Origin of the sequence: Micromonospora ureilytica (assembly GCF_015751765.1) — a bacterium.
In the GTDB taxonomy this organism is placed as follows: domain Bacteria; phylum Actinomycetota; class Actinomycetes; order Mycobacteriales; family Micromonosporaceae; genus Micromonospora; species Micromonospora ureilytica.
In genome coordinates this window covers 5,340,712-5,363,995 of record NZ_JADOTX010000001.1, presented here as the reverse complement: position 1 = coordinate 5,363,995, position 23,284 = coordinate 5,340,712, and the positions used below count along the sequence as shown (strand labels likewise).

Sequence of the window (23,284 nt, the reverse complement as noted above, 5' to 3'; positions counted from 1 at the left end):
GGGCCGGCCGCCGGCGGGTTACAACCCTTCGGCGACCGCTGCGGCGATCTTCAGCCAGGCGTCGCGGGTGGCCGAGGAGAGCCCGCCGTACCGGATCGGCTCGCCACTGTCGATGAGCCGCTCGTACGGGGCCAGCAGCACCGCCCGGGTGCGGGCCGCGAAGTGCTCCTGGATGGCCGGCAGGTCGATCTCCTTGCGGGACGGCGGCATCGACACCACAGTCACTGCCTGCCGGACCAGCCGTTGCCGGCCGCTCTGCTCCAGGTGGTCGAGCATCCGGGCGGCGGTCTCGGCGGAGTCGTTACGGGCCGACATGGTGACCACCAACTGGTCGGTGGCGTCCATCGACGCCTGCCAGTTCTGCGCCCGGACGTTGTTCCCGGTGTCCACGAAGATCAACTTGTAGAACCGGCTGACCACCTCGCGGATCTCGGCGAACGCGGCGGCGGTCAACATCTCGCCACCGGTGGCCGACTCGTCCGAGGCCAGGACGTCGAACATCCCCTCGCCCTGCGAACGGACGTACTGCGACAGGTCACCGACCCGCCCGTGCGCACCCTGGAACTGCCCGAGGTCACGCAGCATGTCCCGCACCGTACGGGAGTGGAAGTCCTGTTGGGCGCGCATCCCCAGGGTGCCCTGGGTTTCGTTGTTGTCCCAGGCCAGCACGTAACCGCCGCGCTTCTGACCGAACGTCATCGCGAGCAGCAGGATGGCCACCGTCTTACCGGCGCCGCCCTTCGGGTTGACAACTGTCACCTGCCGCAGACCGCCGAAGTTGCGGCGCACCATCTCGATGTCCCGCTTGAGCTCCTGCTCGTGCCGCCCCGGAGAGAGCCGGAGCAGGCCCATCTTGTTGACCACCGCGCGTACGCCCATTGTCGCCACCGGGTCCGCGGGTCGAACCTGGCGCCGTCGGGCGAAGTCCTCGGCGGTCGGCGCGACGGTTTCCTCAGGTGTCCAGCTCGCATCCGGGTACGCGGGGGCATCCGGGTACGCGGGGGCCGGCACCCGGGTCACCCCGTCCGCCTCCTGGTACGGCTGTCCGGGTGTGCCGCCGGGCGAGCCCTGCTGCCAGGGCGGTGGGTACCAACCCGGCGAGGGCGGAAACGGGCCGGGCGGTGGGGTCGGTGGCACGGCCTGCGGCGGAACCTGCTGCGGCGCGGGAGGGCCGGGCGGCGGGTTGTTGAACTGCGTCAGGTCGGGCGGCGGCGGAATCTGCGCCGGGCCGACCTGGCCGGGGATGGCCGGAGTGAACGGCTGCCCGGGGTGTGCCTGTGCGGGACCGACGTGCGGGACGACGGGCGGCGGAGGCGGAATCGGAGGCGTCGCGCTGGCCTCGTCCTGAGCGGGCGCGGCTCCGGCCGGGCGTTGCGGCGGATACGCCCACGGCGACTCGGCAATCGGCCGCGCCGGCCCGTCGGCGGACCCGTCCTCACCAGGCCCGCCGGCCTGCGGCACCGGTCCGCCAACCGGCGGCACGGGTCCGCCGGGCTGTGGTGCCGGTGCACCAGCGTGCGGTGCCGGCCCACCAGCGTGCGGTGCCGGCCCACCAGCCTGCGGTGCCGGACCGGCCGCCGCAGGGCCTGCGGCCGAGGAGTCCGCCGGCGCGGAGCCGGCGGCCGTCGGGCTGTCGGTGGCGCTCGGGCTGGCGGCGGACGCGGTGGCGGCCGGGATGGGCCGGTCGCTGGCTGCGGCCGTGGCCGTGGTGGGGTGGCCGGCGGCTGCCGCTGCGGCGGGGCGGTCGGCTGCGGTGGGGCGGTCCAGGGTGAACGGCAGGTCCAGGTCGACGCCGCCCGGGGTGATCGGCGCGGCGGTCGGACCCCGGTCGCCGGGCTGCGCCTGCACCCCTTCGCCGGCCCTGCTGGCCGCGTCGGGTGCGGCGCTGGGCGCGTCGCTCGCGGCGGGTCGGCCGTCCCTCGGCGCGGAGGTGATGTTCGGTGTCGCAGCGGCAGCGGGGATGCCGGTGCCAGTTGGCCCCCCGTTGCTCCCGGGGCCGGTTGCCGGCGGCGTCGGCTGGGCACCTGCCGCTGGCGGAGCGGGCGGCGGTGACACACCGGCCGGGTCGGTCGGTGGTGGCCAACTCGGCTGCGCCGGTGCCCAACCCGACCCGGTGCCGGACGGGCCGCTGGGCCCCCACCCCCCGGGTGCCGGGACGGCGCCGGTGAGCGACGGGTAGTCCGACGGCGAGGGCGGCGACTGGGCCGCGGCGCCGGGCTGGCCGGGGACCGGCGGTCGCCCGATCGGAGGTGCGGCCACCGGTGGCGTGACCGGCGGCGCGACCGACGACGGCCCGCCCCGCTGCTCGGCAACCGCAGCCCAGGGCGGCACCGCGCCCCGGTCGCCAGGATCCGGCGGCCAGAGTGGTTCGACGTCCCGCTCCGGCACCGGCTGCTGGCCGGGCACCTGCGCCCGGTCGGCGTTCTCGTCCATTACGGCCCTCCCCAGTCCTCCTGCGAGGATAGGCCCATTCGCCCAACAGGGCCGATCGGTGCAGGCAGGTCGGCCGGTCGCGTGGTCGAGGTCAGATCGACCAGACCGCCCAGGCCCCCGGCTCGATCCACCAGGAACGCTTGCGGGTCAGCTCACCCTCGACACCGTCGTCGAGGTACGGGACCTTGCCCTCCCTGGGGAGCACCGACACCGCCCGCCCACGGGCCCGCCGAACTTCGAGGCGTACCCGCTTGCGCCCCCACGCCGAGCGGACGACCACCGGCACCGCCACCGCGACCTCGACCTCGCCGTCGGCCGGGTCCGGCGCGGTCAGCAGCGTCACGTCGTCGAGCGTCGCGTACCCGCCGGCGTTGCCGACCGCGCAGGCCAGCAGCGGTTCCGCGCCGTCGGTGAGAATCGTGTCGTCGACCTCCACCCGGGCGCGCCAGTGCAGCGGGCGGCCGGCGTCGTCGGCGGCGCCGAGGAGCGCACCGTCCAGGGTCACCGAGCCGCCGTCGTTGCGCAGCAGGTCCAGCCGGCGTGGCGTGCCGTCCAGCACCGCGGCGGCCACCGCCGCCGGGTCGCGGGGCAGCCCGAGCTGCGCGGCCAGGTCCCGGTGGGTGCCGGCACGGGCCGGATCGAGCGGGAGTACGGCCACCGGAGGCAGGTCGGGCAGGGTCCGGTTGCCGGGCAGGTCCGCCGGGCGCTTGCTCGGCGCCGGGGCGTACCGCTTGACCAGCCGGCGCAGCACGGCGCGCAACTGCCCGTCGCTGGCCGTGGCGATGACCAGCCGGGTCTTGCTGTCCGGGTCCGGCCAGGTGAGGCCGTCCGGGCGGGGCGGGCCGTCGAGTCGGGCCAACACCGCGTCGATCTCCGCGTCGGAGCGGGCGGTGACCGTCTCCACCCGGGCCCCCCGGGCGTTCAGCGCATCGGCGCAGGCCAGCACCGGCACCCGTGGCCGCTCCGTCGCGCACTGCTCGGTGTCGGTCTGGCCGGCGCTGGTCTGGCCGGTGTCGGTCTGGCCGGTGTCGGTCTGGCTCGTCGGGGCGGCGTCGGCCCCGGTCGCACCACCGCAGCAGGCCCCGCCGCTGCCACAGCCCCCGGGAGCGTCCCGCTCCGAACCGAGGGTGAGCAGCACCACGTCGTACACCGAAGGAGCCTCCTGCCTCTCGACGCGACCCCTGCCGGCCACGCCGTCACTACTTGTTAACCTGACACCCCGGGCTCGCCGAGCGGTCGCCACCTGGCACCCGAGCCTTCTGGAGGCGGAAAAGATGCCAGCGATCGTGCTGCTCGGCGCTCAGTGGGGCGACGAGGGCAAGGGCAAGGTTACCGACCTGCTGGGTGAGCGGGTCGACTACGTCGTGCGCTACTCCGGCGGCAACAACGCCGGGCACACGGTGATCACCCCGGACGGCCAGAAGTACGCGCTGCACCTGATGCCGTCCGGCGCGCTCTCACCGGACGCGATGATCGTCATCGGCAACGGTGTGGTGGTCGACCCGAAGGTGCTGCTCGCCGAGATCGACGGTCTGGCCGAGCGCGGCGTCGACGTGTCCCGGCTGCGGATCTCCGGTGACGCGCACCTGATCATGCCGCACCACCGGGCGCTGGACCGGGTCATCGAGCGCTACCTCGGCTCGTCCCGGATCGGCACCACCGGTCGCGGCATCGGCCCGGCCTACGGCGACAAGGTCGCCCGGATCGGCATCCGCCTCCAAGACCTGCTAGACCCGGGCATCCTGCGCAAGAAGCTGGAACTCGCGCTGCGCGAGAAGAACCAGATTCTGTTCAAGGTCTACAACCGCAAGGCGATCGACCTCGAGGCGACCGTCGAGGAGTACCTGGAGTACGCGGAGCGGCTCAAGCCGTACATCGCGGAGACCCGGGCGATGCTCTGGGACGCCCTGGACCGGGGCGAGACGGTGCTGCTGGAGGGCGCCCAGGCCACCATGCTCGACATGGACCACGGCACCTACCCCTTCGTGACCTCGTCCAACCCGACCGCCGGTGGCGCCTGCGTGGGCGCGGGCATCCCGCCGACCGCGATCAACAAGGTCATCGCGGTGAGCAAGGCGTACACCACCCGGGTCGGTGCCGGGCCGTTCCCGACCGAGCTGTTCGACGCCAACGGTGACCACCTGCGCAAGATCGGCGCGGAGTACGGCACCACCACCGGGCGGGAACGCCGGTGCGGGTGGTTCGACGCGGTCGTCGCCCGGTACGCCTGCCGCCTCAACGGCGTCACCGACCTGGTCATCACCAAGCTGGACGTGCTCACCGGCCTGCCCAAGGTGCCGATCTGCGTCGGTTACGAGATCAACGGCGTCCGGGTCGACGACATGCCGATGAGTCAGACGGACTTCCACCACGCCAAGCCCGTCTTCGAGGAACTCGACGGCTGGTGGGAGGACATCACCAAGGCCCGCACCCTCGACGACCTCCCGGAGAACGCCCGCCGCTACATCGCGAGGGTCGAAGAACTCTGCAACACCAGGGTGAGCGTCGTAGGCGTAGGCCCAGGCCGAGAAGAAAACGTCCACCTACACCCCCTCCTCCCCTAGTCCCCACCCCTTATTGGGTTGATCATGAAGTTATTGCCAGTCACGTCGGCGTGTCGTGACAATAACTTCATGATCAACGGGCGTTGAGCGCCTGGTTATCCACAGGGGTTCGGTGGTTGTCCACAGGGGGCTGTTTCAGGTTTTGGGTTGGGCCAGGGTGGGCGGGTGGACGCCTTGGATGTGGTGCGGCGGGTTGCGGCCGTGCGGGACGGAGTCGTGACGCTCAGGCAGGCGCGCTCGGCTGGTCTGACCACGCATGAGGTGCAGCGGCTCTGTCGGGCTGGACGCTGGCGGGTCGTGGCGCGTGGCACCTACCTGGTGGATGCCGACCTGTACGACGGCGTTCCTCGAGCGGCGAGGATCAGGGCTGCGGTGGCCTCCTTTGGGCCGGCCGCAGCGGCTGTGCTCGCGACGGCTGCCGAACTGCACGGGCTGGCCGGTCTGCGGGCCACCGACGTGATCGACCTGTCGGTGCCAGGCCCGATCGCCAGGCCGGCCCGGCTCGCCCACCCGGAGGTGGTGGTCCATCAGTTGGTCATCCAGCCCGAGCAGCTTGTCCGGGTGAACGGAATCACCGCTACCGGACCGCTGCGGACCCTTGCTGACGTGAGCCTGCGGGTTGATCGTTTTTCGGCGGTGAGCGTGCTGGATTCGGCGCTGAATCGTCGGCTCGTGACCACCGATGATCTGCTCTCCGTTCCGCGCCTCATTCGTGGACGGCGCGGCGCGGTCGCGGCGCGGGGCTATCTCGGCGAGGCCGATGGGCGCTCGCAGTCCCCGCTTGAAACGCGGGCCCGGCTGCGCTGCGTGGACGGGAAGGTGCCACCGGACGCATTGCAACTTGAGGTCCGTGATGAGGACGGCTACCTGTTGGGGATCGGCGATCTCGGCTGGCGTGGTCCCCGAATCATCGCCGAGGCCGACGGGCGTGGCCCGCACAACGCCCCGGAGGCCGCCTACGCCGACCGCCGCCGGCAGAATCGCCTGGTCAACGCCGGCTGGACCGTCCTCCGCTTCACCTGGCAGGACACCCTCCGCCCCGACTACATCCCCTGGACGGTCCGGCAAGCGATCACGACCGCCCACCACCGTTGATCATGAAGTTATTGCCACGACACGCCGCGCTGGAGCGCAATAACTTCATGATCAACGGTGGGGTAAGGGGGGACAGTAGGATCTCGGGCGTGCGGGTTCTTTTGGTTGGTGGTGGTGGGCGGGAGCATGCGCTTGCGCTTGGGCTGGTTGGCGATTCGGGGGTTTCCGCGCTCGTTGCGGCGCCGGGTAACCCGGGGATCGCTGGCGTGGCTGAGCTGCGCGCGGTGACTCCGACAGATCCGGCCGCGGTGGCGGCGTTGGCCGTGGAGATGGCGGCTGACCTGGTGGTGATCGGGCCCGAGGCGCCGTTGGTCGCCGGGGTCGCCGATGCCGTACGCGCCAAGGGCATCGCCGTGTTCGGTCCGTCCGGCGCTGCCGCCCAGCTGGAGGGTTCCAAGGCGTTCGCCAAGGACGTGATGACCGCCGCCGGCGTGCCGACCGCCCGGGCGTACGTCTGCACGGACGAGCAGAGCACCGCTCGGGCGCTGGACGAGTTCGGCGCGCCGTACGTGGTGAAGGACGATGGGCTGGCCGCCGGCAAGGGCGTGGTGGTGACCGACGACCGGGCCGCCGCGCTGGCGCACGCGGGCGAGTGTGGACGTGTCGTGGTCGAGGAGTTCCTCGACGGCCCGGAGGTCAGCCTCTTCGTGGTGACCGACGGCGAGGCGGCGCTGCCGTTGTTGCCGGCTCAGGATTTCAAGCGGCTGGGCGACGGCGACAGCGGGCCGAACACGGGCGGTATGGGGGCGTACGCGCCGCTGGCCTGGACCCCGTCCGGCCTGGTCGACGATGTCATGCGCGATGTGGTTCACCCGACGCTCGCGGAGATGCGTCGCCGGGGCACCCCGTTCGCCGGCCTGCTCTACGTCGGGCTCGCGATCACGGCCGCCGGCCCACGGGTGATCGAGTTCAACGCGCGCTTCGGTGACCCGGAGACCCAGGTGGTGCTCGCGTTGCTGGAGACCCCGCTGGGTGGGTTGCTGCACGCGGCGGCCACCGGCACGTTGGCCGAGCACCCGCCGCTGCGGTGGCGGGACGGCAGCGCCGTGACAGTGGTGCTCGCCTCGCCGGGTTATCCGGCCGCGCCGCGCACCGGCGACGTGATCACCGGCGCGGACGGTCCGGGCATCATCCACGCGGGCACCGCCCGCCGGGCCAGCGACGGCGCGTTGCTCTCCGCCGGCGGCCGGGTCCTCTGCGGTACGGCCACCGGCTCCGACCTGGCCGCCGCACGGGATGCCGCGTACGCGCTGGTGGACAGGGTGGAGCTGGCCGGCGCGCAGCACCGCACCGACATCGCCGTCGCCGCGATCGATGGTCGGATCACGATTCCGTCCTAGGCGCGTACCGCCACCGCTGGCTGCCCCGTAGGGTTCTTCCGGAGCAGCCAGCCGACCGGCGGGCTGACCAGCGGACGCAGCGCCCACACCACCGGCCGGCTGGCGGTGATCCAGACCACCGCCACCACCACGGCGACAAGTGCCAGCAGGGCCGGGATGCTGTCGACTCGTCTGTCGAGTGTGGACCACGCGAAGGCCAGGACGGCGAACCCGTGCAGCAGGTACGGGTACATGGAGTTGGCACCCCAGCCCGTGAGGAACATCTGGCGGCGCGGTGCCAGCATCATGATCGCCCAGGTCATCGCCGCCGCGACGGCCATCAGTCCGAGCCGGATCAGGACGCCTTCGGTCAGGTCCACCCCGATGCGCTGGTAGGTGCTGTTCCAGTACAGCCAGAGGTTTGGCAGGCGCGAACCGACCAGGTAGGCGATCGGCACGGCAGCGATGAGCACGGTGACCGCGGCGAGCCGTACCCGGGTGGACGGGCCGTACGCCAGCCTGCCGCGTCCGAGCCAGACGCCGAGGATGAAGAAGGGCAGCATGCCGGCCACCCGGTTCAACGACAGGGCGTGGCTGAGGACAGTGGATGTTCCGGCGAGAAGAGAGACCCCGATCGCGATCACGACAGCTCCGCGAAGCTGAGCGAACAGCGGGGTGAGCATCCGCCAGATGAACAGGGCGGGCAGGAACCACAGGTGGTAGACCGGGGTCAGGAACTGGTTGATCGTCCAGTTCATGGGCTGGTCCATGGCCGTGTAGAAGCCCATGTAGAGCAGTTGGAAGACCACGTACGGAGCGAGCAGGTCACGCACCAGCGACGCCGCCCGGCGCCCGGTGAGCTCGGTTGCCGAGAGCATCCCGGACAGCATCGCGAAGGCCGGCATGTGGCACAGGTAGATCAGCGTGTAAATCGTTCGGCCACCCGGCGAGGAGCCGACCGTCTGACCCACGGTGTGGCCGAGCACGACCAGGAGGATCAGGAGCCCTTTGACGTTGTCGATGTACGGGTCGCGGGTGGCCGGCGCGACTGCGACGTCGCTGCTCTCGGGCCGCACCAGGGTTGTCACCCGGCAAGGCTGCCGGGCCGCCGATATTCGATCTAGTAGAAGTGAACAGGATCACAAATACCTAGGGATCGGCGGCGCGACCGCAGTCGGGCGGGCTGCCGGGACATCCCGGCGCTTTGGTCAGCCGTAGTAGCGGCGGAGTTCTCGGGTGAGCACCTTGCCGGTGGCGTTGCGGGGCAGGTACTTCACGAAGATGACGTCCCGGGGGACGCTGAATCGGGCCAGGAAGTGCCGAACGTACTCGCGTACCGCCTCAGGGTCGAGGGTCTCCCCGGGGTGCAGGGCGAGGAACGCGGACAGGCGCTGGCCGTACTCGGGGTCGGGCACGCCGATCACGGCCGCCTCGCGGACCTGCGGGAGTTGCGCGAGGAGGTCCTCCACCTCGGACGGGAAGAGGTTCTCGCCACCGGAGACGATCATGTCGTCGGCCCGGCCGTCGACGAGGAGCAACCCGTCGGCGTTGAGCCGGCCGAGGTCGCCGGTGTCGAGCAGACCGTCGTGGGTTTCCCGGCTGGCACCTGAGGTGTAGCCCTCGAAGAGCATCTCGTTGCCGACGAAGATCCGCCCGACACGTCCCTCCGGCACGGGCTGGCCGTCGTCGTCGAGCATTTCCAGGCGGGTGCCGTGCGGTGGACGACCAGCGGTGGTGGGTGCCTGACGCAGGTCCTGTGGGCCGCCGATGGAGGCCCAGGACACCTCGGTGGATCCGTAGAGGTTGTAGAGGACGTCCCCGTAGATGTCCATGAATTTCGGGGCCAGCCCGCCGGGCAGGGCGGAGCCGCTGACCGCGACGACCTTGAGTGGAGGACGCGGGTCCGGCGGGGGCACCTCCAGCAGCCGCTGCACCATCACCGGTACGGCGAAGAGCGCGTCGCACTGGTGCTCGGTCAGGGCGGCGAGGGTGGCGGCCGGGTCGAAGCGGCGGTGCAGCACGATTGTGGCCCGCAGGGCCAGGCAGACCTGGAGGGCGGCGAATCCCCAGGTGTGGAAGATGGGTGCGGCGATCATCACCCGGTCCCGGGCGTGCAGGGGGATGCGGTCGATGATGGACACCAGCGGGCCGAAGCCGCTGGGGGTGGGCCGGCGAGCGCCCTTGGGCGTACCGGTGGTGCCGGAGGTGAGCACGATGATCCGGCCGTCGCGCTCGGGCGGGTGCAGGTCGCCTGGCAGTGCCCCGGCCACCAACTCCTCGCGGGCGCGTTCGTCGAGCCGGGGCAGTTCGGCGGGGAGGCCGAGGACCCGCTCGGCGAACTCGTCGTCGTGCACGAGGAGTCGCAGCCGCTGCTCCGAGGCGACGGTGCCCAGTTGGGAGGCGCTGAGCCCGGTGTTGACCAGCACCGCGTCGACGCCTAGCAGGGTGGCGGCGACGATCGTCTCGATCAGTCCGTGGTGGTTGCGGCAGAGCACGCCGATCCGGTCGCCGGCCTGTACGCCGAGCCCGGCCCGCATCGAGCGGGCCATCCGTTCGGCCCGGTCGAGCAGGTCGTGGTAGGTCAGCTCGACGCCGTTCTCGTCGATGACGGCTGTGCGGCCGGGGTCCCGGGCGGCTGCCTGGCGTAGCTCGCCTGCCAGGCTCCACCCCCACGTCCGCAACGCGTTGAGCTGCGAGGCGACCCGGATCGGGCTGCCGGGGGTGAGCAGTCCGCGACGGGTCAGCGTGGCGACGATGAACGGCAGGTCCATGCCGCAGACCTCCTCGGGGTGGTGCGCGGACGGGCAGTGGGTCCCCCGTCCAGCAGGGCGTCTTTCCTTGATCATGCACTGGGCGCGGCGGAGGGCCCAGTGCGCGTCCGTGCGGGGTGACGAAGACGGCACAGATCGTGGAATCCGCTGCCCTGCGGCCCGGCGAAGCCGCCGTGGTCGGCGTATCCACGAGTCGAGTCGCACCTGGCCGTTGAGTGAACAATGCAAGAGCTGTTGTAAATAGACGAACTTGTAATCGTCTGGGTCACGCCGAGCCGGAGCTGTTCAGTGAGAATAAACTGTTTTTAAAGAGCCGCCGCGTATGTTCATGAACGAGGACATGCGATGGAAAAGGCGAATTCGCCTCCATCGCCCATGTAGCGCTTCCGGAAATTTGGAGGTTCGGTGAGCCTGTTGAAAAATCGTACTCTTGCCGCAGGGGCAGGAATCGTCGTAGCCGTGACTGGCTCTCTTTTCGCGATTTCTTCGCCTGCCTCGGCGGACTATGCGTGCCCGGCGAGGCAGGTGTGCTTCTTCCAGGACAAGAACGGCCATGGAAGCCCGGGAACGCTGGCGGGTCTGGTCCAGGGTGGTGGCGGCGTCGCCAACTTCTCTGATCACAAGTTCCACAACGGTGTGAACCTCAATGACCAGGCGTCCTCCGTATTCAACAACACCAACCAGTACTTGGGAGTCTTCGAACACAACAACTACGGTGGGCGGTGGCAACGGGTCAAGCCGTACGGGTGGGCCAATTTCGGGGGTGATGTCAAGAATGACAGCGCCTCGTCCGCCCGGTTCGTCGACGAGGGGTGCACGCCGGGGCCGGAGTGGTGCCTTTAGGCCCACGGCTTCGGGCTTGGATGTCGGGCGCGCCTAGGGCTTGGCCCAGCCGCAGAGCGAGGGCCGGAATACGCGGCCCTCGCTCTGCGGCCCTATGGAGCAGCGATGCTTCCCGGCAAGCCGCCCGACCGGCAGTCGGACCAGGGGCCGTTAGCGGATCTGCATCCCGGAGATCGCGCGGGAGATGACAAGTCGCTGGATCTCGGAGGTGCCCTCGAAGATGGTGTAGATCTTGGCGTCGCGGTACCAGCGCTCGACCGGGTGGTCGCGCAGGAAGCCGGCCCCGCCGAGCAGTTGCACCGCCTTCGAGGTGACCGACACGGCCACCTCGCCGGCCTTGAGCTTGGACATCGACCCCTCGCCGGCGGTGAACGGGCGGTTGTTGCGGCCCATCCACGACGCACGCCAGACGAGCAGCCGCGCCGCGTCGATCTCCATCCGCATGTCGGCCAGCGTGAACGCGACTGCCTGGTTCTGGATGATCGGGCGTCCGAACTGGACCCGGTCCTTCGCGTAGTCCAGCGCGTACTCGTAGGCGGCCCGGGCCACCCCGAGCGCCTGGGCGCCGACAGTGGGTCGGGTCAGCTCGAAGGTGCGCATCGCGGCCTGTCCGGTGGCCCGCTGACCGGAGCGGGCCCGGTCGAGGCGCTCCAGCAGGGCGTCCCGTCCGCCGAGCAGGCAGCGGCCGGGTACGCGTACCTCGTCGAGGAAGACGTCGGCGGTGTGGGACGCACGGAGGCCGAGTTTGCGCAGCTTGCGGGTGGCGGCCAGGCCGGGGGTGCCCGGCGGTACGACGAACGCCGCCTGGCCCCGGGAGCCGAGCGTGGGGTCGACGGAGGCGGTGACGACGTGCACTCCGGCGATTCCGCCGTTTGTGGCGTACGCCTTCTGGCCGGTGAGCACCCACTCGTCGGTGGCCTCGTCGTAGACGGCCCGGGTGCGCATCGCGCCGACGTCGGAGCCGGCTTCCGGCTCGCTGCTGCAGAAGGCGGCGACGGCCGGCGAGTCGGCGTCGCCGAAGCACTGCGGCACCCACTCGACCAGCTGGTCGGGGGTGCCGGTGCCGTAGATGGCGGCGACGGCGAGCGAGGTGCCGAAGATGCTCAGGCCGATGCCGGCGTCACCCCAGAAGAGTTCCTCGCTGGCGATGGGTAGGGAGAGCCCGGTCGGGTCGGCCCAGCAGGTGGCGAGGAACTCGAAGCCGTAGAGGCCGACCTTGGCGGCTTCCTGGATCACCGGCCACGGCGTGTCCTCGCGCTCGTCCCACTCGGCGGCGGCCGGGCGCACGACCTCGGCGGCGAAGCCGTGCACCCAGTCGCGTAGATCCCGCTGTTCCTCGTTCAGGTCGAGCGAGAAGTCAGCCATGTCAGGCCTTGGGGATGTCGAACAGGTTGGCGATGTTGGCGGCGAGGCCGAGGTCGCCCTTCGCCTTCAACTTGCCGGTCATGAACATCATCACCGGGTTGGCGCCACCGGAGACGATCTTCAGGAACTCGACAGGGCCCATGGTGAGGCTCAGCTTCGGGTCGTGCTGCGGGGTCTCGTTCACGACGCACGTGCCGTCGGCGATGACCACCTCGTAGGTGTCGCTGCCACCGTCGGGGCGACCGGTGATGATCCAGTGGATGACCGCGTTCGTGGAACCGGCACGGTCTGCGCGGAACAGCGACGGCATCCGGCCGAACACCTCGCCGAGGACCTTGCCGCGCAGGTCGCCGGACATCACCTGGGCGATCTTGTCGTCCGGGGTGGACTTGACCAGCTGGGCGAACTCCTTGGGGCCCACGTTGGCGAAGGTGGCCGGGTCGAAGTCAGTCATCAGGTGCGCCTTCCGGAAGATTTGGCTACTCGCGCGTAACCCTACGCACGAGTAGGTATGCTCGCAAGGTGTCCAGCGTCCCCGCCTTCAAGCGCCTGCCGCGCGCCGTCCGCGAGCAGCAGATGCTCGACGCGGCGGTCAAGGTCTTCTCCCGGCGCGGCTTCCACGCCGCCAGCATGGACGAGATCGCCGAGGACGCCGGCATCTCCAAACCCATGGTGTACGCGTACCTCGGCACCAAGGAGGAGCTCTTCGTCGCCTGCCTGCACCGGGAGGGCACCCGGATGATGCAGGCCATCGCCGGGGCGGCGGCCCCCGACCTGCCGGCCGACGAGCGGCTCTGGCGTGGGCTGAGGGCGTTCTTCGGCTTCGTGGGCGCCCACCGGGACGGCTGGGCGGTGCTCTACCGGCAGGCCCGGGGCGAGCAGCCGTTCGCCGGCGAGCTGGCCACCATGCGGGCGCGGCTGGTCGAGGTGGTCGCCGGGATGCTCGACCACGCGCTGCGCGCCGAGGGCCGCGAGATCGCCGCCATCGACCTGGAGGTCGTCGCGTACGCCCTGGTCGGCGCGACCGAGTCGCTGGCCGACTGGCTCGCGGACCACCCGGAGGCAGACCCGGAGAAGACGGCCACCCGGATGATGAACGTGGCCTGGCTCGGTGCCGCCCAACTCCTGCACGGCGTCACCTGGCGTCCACCTGCCGACTGACGACCCCGGCGGAGACAGCGTCGCTGCCCGGCTCGTCGGCCCGCGCCGCGCCCGGCTCGCCGGCCCGCGCCGCACGGCGGCGGTTGCGGAGCCAGCGGACCACCTCGACGACGACCGTCACGGTCAGGGCGAGGCCCAGACCCAGCAGGAGACCGCGCAGCGGGTCCTGCTCGAAGGCCAATCCGCCGACGTAGCCGACCAGCGCCGAGTAGAGCCCCCAGGAGCTGGCGGCCAGCGCGTCGAAGACCAGGAACCGTCGCCGGGGATAGCGCACCGCACCCATGGTGAGGGTGACCGCGGTCCGGCCACCCGGGATGTAGCGGGCCACGGTGAGGATCAGACCACCCCGGGTGGCGATGCCCCGACGGGCCCGGTCGATGGCGGCTCGGCGTCGACCGTCGGGCGGCAGCCGGTCGAGCAGCCGCGTGCCGCCACCCCGCCCGATGGCGTACGAGACGTGGTCGCCTACCAACGCCCCGGCGGCGGCCACCAGGATCACCGCCGGAAGGTACGGCGCTCCGGAGGCCGCGAACACCCCCGCGGTGATCACCGCCGTCTCGCTCGGCACCACCGGGAAGAAGCCGTCGAGCACCGCGATCGCGAAGATCGCCAGGTACACCCAGGGCGAGGACATCGTGTCGTGCAACAGGTCGAGCAGATCCATGATCCCGATGCTGGTCGGGGCGGCGACTCCCGACATCGGCCAGTGGTCAGGTGGGCGCCACTACTTAGGTAGCGGCCGTCCCCGAGGGCGGGTAGGGGTCTTCCCCCACCGCGCCCCGGTCCGCCTGCGCGCGGCGGCGCTATAGGTGCGTGAGGCCCTACGCTCGCTGCGTGGCCTCCAGCGCCGTCGCTCTCCGGCGGGTCGTCCAGCGGTACGGCCCGATGCTGCTCGCCGTCGTCGTCGCCGCGGCCGTCTGGGCCAGCGCGGCCGGTGACCTCGGGGTCCGCTCGCCCCTGCCGAGCGCGGTCGTGCTGCTGATCGTGTTGGGCTCGGCGTGGGCCGCCGGCACGGTTCGCACCCGTCTTTGGCCGCTGTTCCTGGCCGCGGCGGTCGGCTGGTTGGTGCTCGCCGCGGCGGCCGCCGGGGTGCTGGCCTCGTACCAGGCGGGTCTGCGGCTGCGCGGTCGCCAACTCGCCGGCTACCTCGCCGGGGCGGCGCTGGTGCTGGGCGGCGGGGTGCTGGTCGGGCTGGCGGTGGGTGGCGTACGCCGGATCACCACAGCCGCCACCGGCAACGTGCTGCTGCTCGCCGCCTGCCTGGTCGGGCTCCCGTTGGTCTTCGGCCTCTGGGTGCGGGCCCGTCAGGACACGCTCGCCGCTCTGCGGGACCGGGCCGAGCGGCTGGAACGCGAACAGGAGGCCCGCGCCGACCGGGTCCGTGCCGAGGAGCGGACCCGGATCGCCCGGGAGATGCACGACGTGGTGGCGCACCGGGTCTCGCTGATGGTGGTGCATGCCGGAGCGCTGGAGGTGACCGCCGTGGACCCGGCGACCGTGGAGGCCGCCGCGTTGATCCGGACGACCGGCCGGCAGGCGCTCACCGACCTGCGTGCGGTGCTGGGTGTGCTGCGCCAGGCCGGCCCGGCCGTGACGCCGGAGCGAGGGCTCGACGCGTTGGACGAGTTGATCGGAGAGTCCCGTGCCGCCGGGCTGCGGGTGTCCCGGCAGGACGAGGGCGTACCGACGGCACTACCCGCGACGCTGGGGCGTACCGCGTACCGGGTGGTCCGTGAGGCGCTGACCAACGTGCGCAAGCACGCGGCCGACGCCGAGACGACAGTCTGCCTGCGCTACCTGCCGGACGGTCTGGAGGTGTTGGTCCGCAACGGCCCGTCCGAGGGCGGGTCGACGCTGCCCGGTGCCGGGCAGGGGCTGCTCGGGCTGCGTGAGCGGGTGGAGTTGCTCGGCGGCCGGCTGGAGGCCACTCCGGTGGACGGCGGCTTCCTCGTCCGGGCCCTGATCCCGCTGGCGGTTGTGGCGTGATCCGGGTGGTGGTGGTCGACGACGAGCAGCTGGTCCGTGCCGGGCTGCGGCTGATCCTCGAGGCGGCGGAGGACATCACTGTCGTCGGTGAGGCGGCCGACGGCGCCGGCGCGCTGGAGCAGGCCCAGCGGTTACGCCCCGACGTGGTGTTGCTCGACGTGCGGATGCCGGGCGTCGACGGGCTGACCATCGCGCCCGAGGTGGTCGCCGCCGGCCCGAAGGTGATCATGTTGACCACCTTCGACCTCGACGAGTACGTGCACCGGGCCCTGCGTGCCGGCGCGGTCGGCTTCCTGCTCAAGGACACCCCGCCCCGCGAGTTGGCCGCCGCCGTCCGTACGGTGGCCGCCGGCAACGCGATGCTCGCCCCGACTGTGACCCGGCGCCTGATCAGCTCGTTCGCCGAGCGTGGTCCGGCCCGCCGGGACGCGGCCCGTGCCCGGCTCGCGCCGCTGACCGAGCGGGAGTTGGCGATCGTCCGGGAGGTGGCGCGCGGGCACGGCAACGCGGAGATCGGCCGGCGGTTGACGATGAGCGAGGCCACCGTCAAGGCACACGTCAGCCGGGCGCTGGCGAAACTCCACGCGGGCAACCGGGTGCAGTTGGCCATCCTGGTGCACGACGCCGACCTGCTGTGACGGGTGTCAGGTCGATCCGGCCCGGTCAGTGGTGGTGGCGGCGCGCCGGCGCGCCCGGTGGCGCAGCCAACGGACGCCCTCGATGCCCAGCGTGACGATCACCGACAGGCCGATCCCGGCGAGGACGCCCTTGACAGGGTGCCGTTCGAAGGCCAGCCCACCGAAGTAGCCGAGCAGCCCGCAGTACAGGGCCCAGGTGACCGCCGCGATCGCGTCGTACAGCAGGAACGACCGGCGGGGATAGCGCACCGCGCCCATGGTGAGGGTGACGGCCGTCCGCCCGCCCGGCAGGTACCGGGAGGTGGTCAGGATCAGCCCGCCGCGCCGGTTCAACGCGCGCCGGGCCCACTCCGAGCTGGCTCGTCGGCGGCTGCCATCGGGAAATCCGGCGAGCCGGTTCGCGCCGCCACCGCGCCCGATGGCGTACGAGACGTGGTCGCCGGCGCAGGCGCCCACCGCGGCGGCGACGATCACCGCCGCCAGATTGGGGTTTCCGCTGGTGGAGAGCACGGCGGCGGTGATGACGGCCGCCTCGCCGGGTACGGCCGGAAAGAACGCGTCGACCGCCGTGAGCCCGAAGATCAGCAGGTACACCCACGGTGAGGTGACCAGCTGTCGGAGCAGGTCGAGCGCGGAGTCCATGCCCCCATGCTCGCCGGGCGCGACCCGCCCGGTGGCCGAAGCCGTTGGATGACCCCCACCTCTCCCCGCGCCGATCTTGCACTTTGTGTCCGGACCAACGCCTGCAAAAGCCGCAGAACGACGACCGAAAGTGCAAGATCGACGGGGTTCGGGCAGGGGTCAGGCCGTGCGGGCCAGGGCCGGTGGGGCTAGCAGGGGGCCGTGTGGGGCCTTGTCGTCGGCGGTGGGGCCTTGCGAGGTCAGCACCACCGGTGTGTCCAGCTCCTCGCTTACCGCTGCCGGCCAGTCCTGCGGTTCGTCGTCGTACACCGGGCGGGAGCGCAACAGGCGGGCGGTGAGCGCGGCCTGCCGGTTCAGGTCGCCGGGCGGGCCGGGAGTGAGCCGGTCGGTGGTGTCGTAGCGGCGGCAGATCCGCAGGTCGGGGCCGGCCAGGTCGAGGTGGGTCAGGGCCAGGCCGTCGACGCCGCCGGCCGCGGCGAGGGCGTACCGGTGGGCGACCGCGTCGAAGTGGCCGAACCGGAACCGGCCCTGCCACGGGTTCGTCGGGTTGTGCGGGTCGGCCAGCGGCAGGCCCGGGTCCTCGGTCACCAACGGGCCGGGTCCGTGCCGGGTGGTGACCAGCCGGAGCACCCCGATCCGGGTCACGTCGCCGGGCCGGCCCGCCTCGGCGAGCAGGCCGTCGACGTTGGCGAACGTGGTGGTGCTCCAGGTGGTGTACGGGTGGAAGCCGTGCCACTCGTCGAGCAGCACCCCCTGCGCGCCCTCGAAGACGCAGGTCCCGGTGCGCAGCGCCCCGCCGAGCCAGTCACCGTCGACGATGGCGACCCGCCCGGCGAACCCGGTGAACGCGGGCAGGCAGTCCTCGATCGGTGGCGCGTCCAGCGGGCCCAGCTCGGCGGTCAGCCGGTCCCGCAGGGCGGCCAGCCTCCGGCGCAGCAACGCCGGGTGGTGGCAATCGGCGACCCGGGGCGCGTCGTCGGGGTGGGCGAGACCGTACGCGACGGCCTCGCCCACCCCCAGCCCGCACGAGCCGTGCCGGTCGGCTCCCCGGGCGATCTCGCGGGCCCGGTTGGCGGCCCGGTGGTACGGGGTGGCGAGCAGCGCGTCCCCGTCGACGGTCAGCCGGTCGAGCGCGTCGCGCACCCCGACAGTGGCGAGGTGGTCGGCCTCGGCGGCCAGCGCCAACGGGTCCACCACCACGTGCCGGGACAGGTGCGTGCCGACACCGGGATGGAACGTGCCGGCGCCGAACTGCGCGAAGGTGTGGTGCCGCCCGTCGCGCAGCACGACATTGTGTGCCGCCTGCGCGCCCCCGTTGAAGCGGACCACCGTGTGCACGGGACGGGTGGCACAGAGCCAGTCCACCACCGTGCCCTTGCCGGCGTCGCCGTAGCCGAGGTCGACCACCGCCACGTGGTTCACAGCCGGGTCACCCCGCCGACGGTGTCGGTGAAGGCAGGCAGCGTCGACACCTCGGCCCGCCGTTCCCGGCCCAGGCGGGCCAGCGCCTTCGACACGGTCCCGGTGACGCCGGAGCCGGCGCGGTCCAGGTCGCGCAGACCCTCGTCCAGGTCGATGGCCTGTTCGCCGAGGCCGATGGTGAGCGCGATGGTCTCGCAGACCGCGTCGAGGTCGTCGAGCACGACGGCGTTCTGCCCGAGCAGGTCCCGCCAGAAGTCGAGCACCTTGGCGTTGCCGGCGTAGTGGCTGCCGGCGGGGAGCAGGTAGTAGGTGTCCCAGCGGTGGGTCACCTCGTCGACGACCTGCCGCAGCGGCACGTCCTCGGCGAGGTCGTCCCCGATCAGGCCGGCCACCTCCCGGGCCTTCACCCGCTGGTACGCCAGCTCGTCGCCGATGATGAACAGGTAGCCGCGCCGGCCGCGCTTCTCCCAGTTGTCGGTGGCGGTGTGCCGGGCCATGAAGTACATGGCCAGTTCGTAGGACTCGCTCATCTGCCCGCCGCCACCGCCCTCCAGCACGATCCGGCCGAGGTCGTCGTCCATCCGGTTGTCCGACTCGAACTGGCCCACCTGCAACGGCACCCGGTCGCAGGTGGCGTCGCCGATGGCGCCGAACATGATCTGCGGGTCGCTGGCGTAGCCCTGCCGTTGCAGCAGCCCGAGCAGCTGCGGCAGCTTGGTCTGCAGGACCCGCGGCACCGTACGCATCGAGCCGGTCACGTCGAAGAGCACCGCGACGGGCGTCGACCGGGGGTGCTCGTCGGAGTCGCGGCTCTCCCGGGTCGCGTCTTTGGGGTCGAGCGCGGGGTGCACGGTGCGCGCCCCGCTGTCGCTGTAGGAGAAGGCGCTCCTGCCGGTGGACCGGCGGTAGCGGTCGGCGGCGTCGTACACGTCGGTGGACCAGATTCCACTGCCCATGACAGCTCCCTAGGGGGTGAGGGTGAAGGGTCGGAAGGTGCGTGGCCCGTAGAGGCGGTCCAGCACCTGGTCGAGTTCGCCCAGCAGGCGCCAGGCGTCGTCGGGCCGGGCTTCCAGGGACCGTTGCCGGCAGCCCAGCGCGAAGGCGTGCAGCTCGCGGGGCGCGCGCGGCCCCATCAGCCAGCTCATGCAGTGGCTGGCCATCGCGATGTCGGTGCCCGGCCCGCAGGGCTGCTTGGTCGAGACCTCCGGCGGGTACCAGTCCGGGTGGCCGGGCACGACAGCCGGGATCGTGCTCCCCACGGCCGCAGAGAAGCACCAGTCGACGAGCACCACGCCGTGGGCGTCCGGCTCGATCAGCACGTGCCGCGGCAGGACCGCGCCGTGCACCACGCCCGCCCGGTGGGCCAGGCCGAGCACCACCAGCAGCCGCCGCCACATCCAGGCCACATCCCGGGCGTCCAGCCCGTCGGGGTACGCGCGCCGCACCTCGTCGAGGTCGTGCAGGCCGGGTGCGGTGGCGAGCACGTTGATTCGCCGTTCCGCGCCGGTCGCGGTGTCGCGGTGCCGGAGTTCGTCGACGAGCCGGGGCACGTACGGCAGGTAGCGCGGGTCGCCGCGCTCGGCGATGGTGCGCAGGGCGTGCGCCTCGCGGACCATCAGGTCGTTGTCGGTGGGCCGTCGGGGGAGCTTGAGCAGCCGGTCGTCGCCGACGTCGTAGAGGTCCGCCAGGTCACCCGAGTGGGTCGGCGCGCCGAGCCGGTAGTCGCCGAGGACGGTGCTCTGCCGTGCCTGCCACCGGGTGGTGACGTGGATGAACGCGTCGAGGGCTTCGGCGCGTACGGCCGGGTCGGTCGGCAGGCGGTCGGGGTGCAGGGCCGCGACCAGCTCGCGGTAGCGGCGGGCCGGCTGGTCGGCGCCGAACAGGTCGGCGTCGGTGTGGGCGGCCGCGACCAGGCGGATGGCCTCCGCGGCCCTCACCGCACCGTCTCCTCGTGGGCGGGGCGCAGCAGCGCCGGGTGCAGCAGCCGGGCGTCGCCGGCCCGGTAGAGCCGGGCGCGCGGGCCGCCGCGGGCACCACCGCGCTCGGTGCTGGCGCCGGTGCTCTCCACGAAGCCCGGCACGGAGAGCACCTTGCGGTGGAAGTTGCCGGCGTGCAGCGGGTGTCCCCAGACCGTCTCGTAGACGGCACGCAGTTCGCTGATGGTGAACTCGGCGGCGAGGAAGCGGGTGGCGAGTGGGGTGTACTCCAGCTTGGACCGGGCCCGCTCCAGCGCGTCGTCGATGATCCGGCCGTGGTCGAAGGCGAGCTGCCGGCTGGTCAACGCGGTCACCGGCAGCCAGATCGCCTCGTCGGCGTCGCTGCCGGCGGCCGGGTCCGGCAGGTCGGGGGCGAACGCGAGGTGGGCGATCGAGACGACCCGCATGCGCGGGTCACGGTCGGGACCGCCGTAGCTGCCCAACTGCTCCAGGTGTACGCGCCGCAGCGCCTCGCCGCCGAGCCCGGTCTCCTCGGCCAGCTCCCGGCGGGCGCCAGCGGTCAGGTCCTCGTCGGGGCGGACGAAGCCTCCGGGCAGCGCCCAGTGCCCGGCGAAGGGCGCCTCGCCCCGCCGGATCAGCAGCAGGTGCAGCGCGCCGTCGCGAATGGTCAACGCCACCACGTCGACGGTCACGGCGACCGACGGGTAGGCCCGGGGGTCGTACGCGGCCAGGAACTCCTGCTCGTTCATCACGTCTCTCTCATTCTGAGAACATCTCGCTCTGAGAACAACTTAGCGCAGAAGCGCGCGCCTGCCAAGGGCGGAGTTCTCAGCGCAGGCGACCCGTCAGGTGCGGTCGGCCCCGCGAGTCGTGCACTGCGAACCCGCCGTCCGGCAGGAGCGCGAAGCTCACAGTGCTCGGCAGCGGCACGGGCAGCTTGAAGGCGACCTCCACGGTGTACGCGTCCGGCAGCCGGGCGTCCAGCGCGGCCAGGCAGCGCGCCTTGCTCCACATGCCGTGCGCGATCGGCCGGCGGAAGCCGAACAGTCGCGCCCCGAGCCGGGAGGTGTGGATCGGGTTGTGGTCACCGGACACCCGCGCGTACTCCGTGCCGACGCGCGGCTCCACAGGCCAGCGGGCGGTGGCCGTCGGCACGGCGGGACGTTCGCCCGGCTCACGGCCGCCCGACGTGTGCTCCCGACCGAGGTACGTCGAGACGCCGCGCCACACCTCCTCCCCGTTGACCGAGCCGACCAGCACCACGTCAACCTGCCGGCCCCGGTCGTGCGGGCGCAGGTTCTCCGCGTACGTCCTGAAGTCGAGGGTCTCGTCGGCGGTGATCGGGCGGTGCGTGGTGATCCGGTTGCCGACGTGCACCAGGCCGAGCAGCGGGATCGGGAAGTCCGACGCGGTCATCAGGCGCAGGGCCAGTGGGAAGCCCATGACGTGCGGAAAGGTCGCGGACAGCCGATCGCTGAGTCGGAACCCGCAGACCCGGTCGTAGTCGGCCAGCTGCGTCCGGTCGACGGTCACCCCGCCCACTGTCAACTCGACCGCCGGCAGGTCGGGCCCGCGCCGCCCACCGCCGAGGCCGGGTAGCGCGCCGAGCAGAGCCCGTCGGCGTAGCGCCCCGGCCACCGGCATCCCTGGCAGTTCGACAGGGGTACGGCTGCCCGACTCCGGCTGCGCACCCATCACGCCCCCAGCAGGCTCTGGCCGCAGACCCGGACCACGTTTCCGCTGACCGCGCCGCTCGCCGGCCAGGCCAACCAGCCGATCGTCTCGGCCACGTCCACCGGCAACCCGCCCTGGGCCAGGCTGTTCATCCGCCGGCCCGCCTCGCGGACCACAAGCGGGATGCGCGCGGTCAGCCGGGTCTCGATGAAGCCGGGGGCCACCGCGTTGACGCTGATTCCCCGTGCCCGCAGAGCCGGCGCGAGCGAGTCGACCAAGCCGATCACGCCGGCCTTGCTGGTGGCGTAGTTGGTCTGCCCCCGGTTGCCGGCGATCCCGGCGATCGAGGAGACCGAGATGATCCGTCCGCCGGCCGGGATCAGCTCCCGCTCCAGCAGCATGTCGTTGATCCGCTCCTGGCTGGACAGGTTGACGTCGATGACCTGGTCCCACCGGTCGGCGTCCATCCGGCCGAGCGTCTTGTCCCGGGTGATGCCGGCGTTGTGCACCACCACGTCGACCCGGCCGTGCCGGCTGGCCAGGTGCTCGGCGAGTCGGGTCGGCGCGTCCGGCGCGGTCAGGTCGAGTTGGACGGCGGTGCCGCCGATGTCGTTCGCCACCGCGGCGAGCGCGTCGCCGGCGGCCGGGATGTCCAGAGCCACCACCTTCGCGCCGTCGCGGGCCAACACCTTGGCCAGCGCGGCGCCGATGCCCCGCGCGGCGCCGGTGACCAGCACGACCTCGCCGTCCAGCGGGCGGTCCCAGTCGGCCGGGGTGCTCGCCGCGCCGCCGCCGACCCGGATGACCTGCCCCGACACGTACGCGGACCGGCCGGACAGCAGGAACCGGATTGTCGATTCGAGGCTCGTGTGCGTGCCGGCTGAGAGGTCCGGGCCGTCCGCTGCGACATTGCCGGATCGGGTCACGTAGACGAGCTGCGCGGTGGTGCCCCGGCCGAACTCCTTGCCGATGCTGCGCACCAGCCCTTCGAGGGCGCGCTGGGCGGTCGCCTCGCGGGGTGTCGCGCACTCCTGCGGCGGAGTGCCCAGCACGATCACCCGGCCGCTGGGCAGCACTGCCCGGGCCTGCGGGTGGAAGAAGTCGTAGAGCTGGCGCAGCTCGGTCGAGTCGGTGATCCCGGTGGCGTCGAAGAGCAGTGCCCCGTACCGCTGCGGTGTGGCGGCCGGGTCGGCCAGCTCGACCCCGGCGATGGTCAGGATCTCGGCGATCGGCTCGGCGAGCCGGCCGCCGGTGGCCGCGCCGAGCAGGGCCGGCCCGGCCAGCAGCGGATCGCCGGGGTGGTGCCGGCGCAGTCGGGGCGGGTCGGGCAGCCCGAGGCGCTTGACCAGCGCGCGGCCGGCGGCCGATTGGACGAAGCTCGCGTACCTGTCGGTCATGGGCGTAGCCTACTGGCGAGTAGGGTTCGAGCAACAC

The 23,284-nt window shown here is 72.1% G+C and carries 21 protein-coding genes; 7 read left to right on the top strand and 14 right to left on the bottom strand.

Features of this window, described 5'->3' with window-relative positions:
* Positions 1-18: 18 nt before the first annotated feature.
* Entirely contained in the window at positions 19-1,848 is a 1,830-nt protein-coding gene (locus IW248_RS24495; protein WP_307788396.1) for a MinD/ParA family ATP-binding protein, read from the bottom strand.
* A 676-nt stretch (positions 1,849-2,524) separates the two neighbouring features.
* Entirely contained in the window at positions 2,525-3,583 is a 1,059-nt protein-coding gene (locus IW248_RS24490; protein ID WP_196928844.1) for a diacylglycerol kinase family protein, read from the bottom strand.
* Positions 3,584-3,707: 124 nt separating this feature from the next.
* Between IW248_RS24490 and IW248_RS24485 the strand changes: the two genes are divergently transcribed.
* From IW248_RS24485 to purD, 3 genes are all read left to right on the top strand, one after another.
* The gene (locus IW248_RS24485; RefSeq protein WP_196928843.1) at positions 3,708-4,997 is read left to right on the top strand and encodes an adenylosuccinate synthase; all 1,290 of its coding nucleotides are present in this window, start codon (positions 3,708-3,710) and stop codon (positions 4,995-4,997) included.
* Between the two features lie 165 nt (positions 4,998-5,162).
* On the top strand, positions 5,163-6,092 hold the full coding sequence (locus IW248_RS24480; protein ID WP_196928842.1) for a type IV toxin-antitoxin system AbiEi family antitoxin domain-containing protein: 930 nt from the start codon (positions 5,163-5,165) through the stop codon (positions 6,090-6,092).
* A gap of 89 nt (positions 6,093-6,181) precedes the next feature.
* The gene (purD, locus tag IW248_RS24475) at positions 6,182-7,432 is read left to right on the top strand and encodes a phosphoribosylamine--glycine ligase (RefSeq protein ID WP_196928841.1); all 1,251 of its coding nucleotides are present in this window, start codon (positions 6,182-6,184) and stop codon (positions 7,430-7,432) included.
* On the opposite strand, the gene IW248_RS24470 is transcribed toward purD, so the two are convergent.
* Together IW248_RS24470 and IW248_RS24465 are read right to left on the bottom strand one after the other, a co-directional pair.
* On the bottom strand, positions 7,429-8,499 hold the full coding sequence (locus IW248_RS24470; RefSeq protein WP_196928840.1) for an acyltransferase family protein: 1,071 nt from the start codon (positions 8,497-8,499) through the stop codon (positions 7,429-7,431). The genes purD and IW248_RS24470 overlap by 4 nt on opposite strands.
* A 120-nt stretch (positions 8,500-8,619) precedes the next feature.
* On the bottom strand, positions 8,620-10,182 hold the full coding sequence (locus IW248_RS24465; RefSeq protein WP_196928839.1) for an AMP-binding protein: 1,563 nt from the start codon (positions 10,180-10,182) through the stop codon (positions 8,620-8,622).
* A 405-nt stretch (positions 10,183-10,587) separates the two neighbouring features.
* On the opposite strand from IW248_RS24465, the gene IW248_RS24460 reads away from it, so the two are divergent.
* Positions 10,588-11,025, top strand: a complete 438-nt coding sequence (locus IW248_RS24460; RefSeq protein ID WP_196928838.1) for a peptidase inhibitor family I36 protein — start codon at positions 10,588-10,590, stop codon at positions 11,023-11,025.
* Positions 11,026-11,175: 150 nt separating this feature from the next.
* Here IW248_RS24460 and IW248_RS24455 read toward each other — a convergent pair whose 3' ends face one another.
* Positions 11,176-12,390, bottom strand: coding sequence for an acyl-CoA dehydrogenase family protein (locus tag IW248_RS24455; RefSeq protein ID WP_196928837.1), 1,215 nt, complete (start codon positions 12,388-12,390; stop codon positions 11,176-11,178).
* Between the two features lies 1 nt (position 12,391).
* Complete coding sequence (locus tag IW248_RS24450) at positions 12,392-12,844, bottom strand: SCP2 sterol-binding domain-containing protein (protein ID WP_124815440.1); 453 nt, start codon at positions 12,842-12,844, stop codon at positions 12,392-12,394.
* Between the two features lie 68 nt (positions 12,845-12,912).
* On the opposite strand from IW248_RS24450, the gene IW248_RS24445 reads away from it, so the two are divergent.
* Positions 12,913-13,551: a TetR/AcrR family transcriptional regulator gene (locus IW248_RS24445; RefSeq protein ID WP_124815438.1), complete on the top strand. Its 639-nt coding sequence runs from the start codon at positions 12,913-12,915 to the stop codon at positions 13,549-13,551.
* Here IW248_RS24445 and IW248_RS24440 read toward each other — a convergent pair.
* On the bottom strand, positions 13,526-14,215 hold the full coding sequence (locus IW248_RS24440) for a DedA family protein (RefSeq protein ID WP_231396427.1): 690 nt from the start codon (positions 14,213-14,215) through the stop codon (positions 13,526-13,528). The two genes, IW248_RS24445 and IW248_RS24440, sit on opposite strands and share 26 nt — an antisense overlap.
* Before the next feature lie 170 nt (positions 14,216-14,385).
* Between IW248_RS24440 and IW248_RS33575 the strand changes: the two genes are divergently transcribed.
* Together IW248_RS33575 and IW248_RS24430 are read left to right on the top strand one after the other, a co-directional pair.
* Positions 14,386-15,537 carry a sensor histidine kinase gene (locus IW248_RS33575; RefSeq protein WP_196928835.1) on the top strand — a complete coding sequence of 384 codons (1,152 nt, stop codon included), beginning with the start codon at positions 14,386-14,388 and terminating at the stop codon, positions 15,535-15,537.
* Entirely contained in the window at positions 15,534-16,175 is a 642-nt protein-coding gene (locus tag IW248_RS24430; protein WP_196928834.1) for a response regulator, read from the top strand. Before IW248_RS33575 ends, IW248_RS24430 begins: the two co-directional genes overlap by 4 nt.
* A gap of 6 nt (positions 16,176-16,181) precedes the next feature.
* Here IW248_RS24430 and IW248_RS24425 read toward each other — a convergent pair whose 3' ends face one another.
* The 7 genes from IW248_RS24425 to IW248_RS24395 all read right to left on the bottom strand — a co-directional run bounded on the left by IW248_RS24425 (position 16,182) and on the right by IW248_RS24395 (position 23,247).
* Positions 16,182-16,817 (bottom strand): DedA family protein, encoded by a 636-nt coding sequence (locus tag IW248_RS24425; RefSeq protein ID WP_196928833.1) that lies wholly within the window; start codon positions 16,815-16,817, stop codon positions 16,182-16,184.
* Positions 16,818-16,976: 159 nt separating this feature from the next.
* Entirely contained in the window at positions 16,977-18,239 is a 1,263-nt protein-coding gene (locus IW248_RS24420) for an adenylosuccinate synthetase (RefSeq protein WP_196928832.1), read from the bottom strand.
* The gene (locus IW248_RS24415) at positions 18,236-19,195 is read right to left on the bottom strand and encodes a hypothetical protein (protein ID WP_196928831.1); all 960 of its coding nucleotides are present in this window, start codon (positions 19,193-19,195) and stop codon (positions 18,236-18,238) included. Before IW248_RS24415 ends, IW248_RS24420 begins: the two co-directional genes overlap by 4 nt.
* Before the next feature lie 9 nt (positions 19,196-19,204).
* The gene (locus IW248_RS24410; RefSeq protein WP_196928830.1) at positions 19,205-20,176 is read right to left on the bottom strand and encodes a protein kinase family protein; all 972 of its coding nucleotides are present in this window, start codon (positions 20,174-20,176) and stop codon (positions 19,205-19,207) included.
* On the bottom strand, positions 20,173-20,925 hold the full coding sequence (locus tag IW248_RS24405) for an NUDIX hydrolase (protein ID WP_196928829.1): 753 nt from the start codon (positions 20,923-20,925) through the stop codon (positions 20,173-20,175). The genes IW248_RS24410 and IW248_RS24405 overlap by 4 nt, the downstream gene beginning before the upstream one ends.
* A gap of 79 nt (positions 20,926-21,004) precedes the next feature.
* Positions 21,005-21,871 (bottom strand): MaoC/PaaZ C-terminal domain-containing protein, encoded by an 867-nt coding sequence (locus tag IW248_RS24400; protein WP_196928828.1) that lies wholly within the window; start codon positions 21,869-21,871, stop codon positions 21,005-21,007.
* Positions 21,871-23,247, bottom strand: coding sequence for a 3-oxoacyl-ACP reductase (locus IW248_RS24395; RefSeq protein WP_196928827.1), 1,377 nt, complete (start codon positions 23,245-23,247; stop codon positions 21,871-21,873). Before IW248_RS24395 ends, IW248_RS24400 begins: the two co-directional genes overlap by 1 nt.
* Between the last annotated feature and the right edge of the window lie 37 nt (positions 23,248-23,284).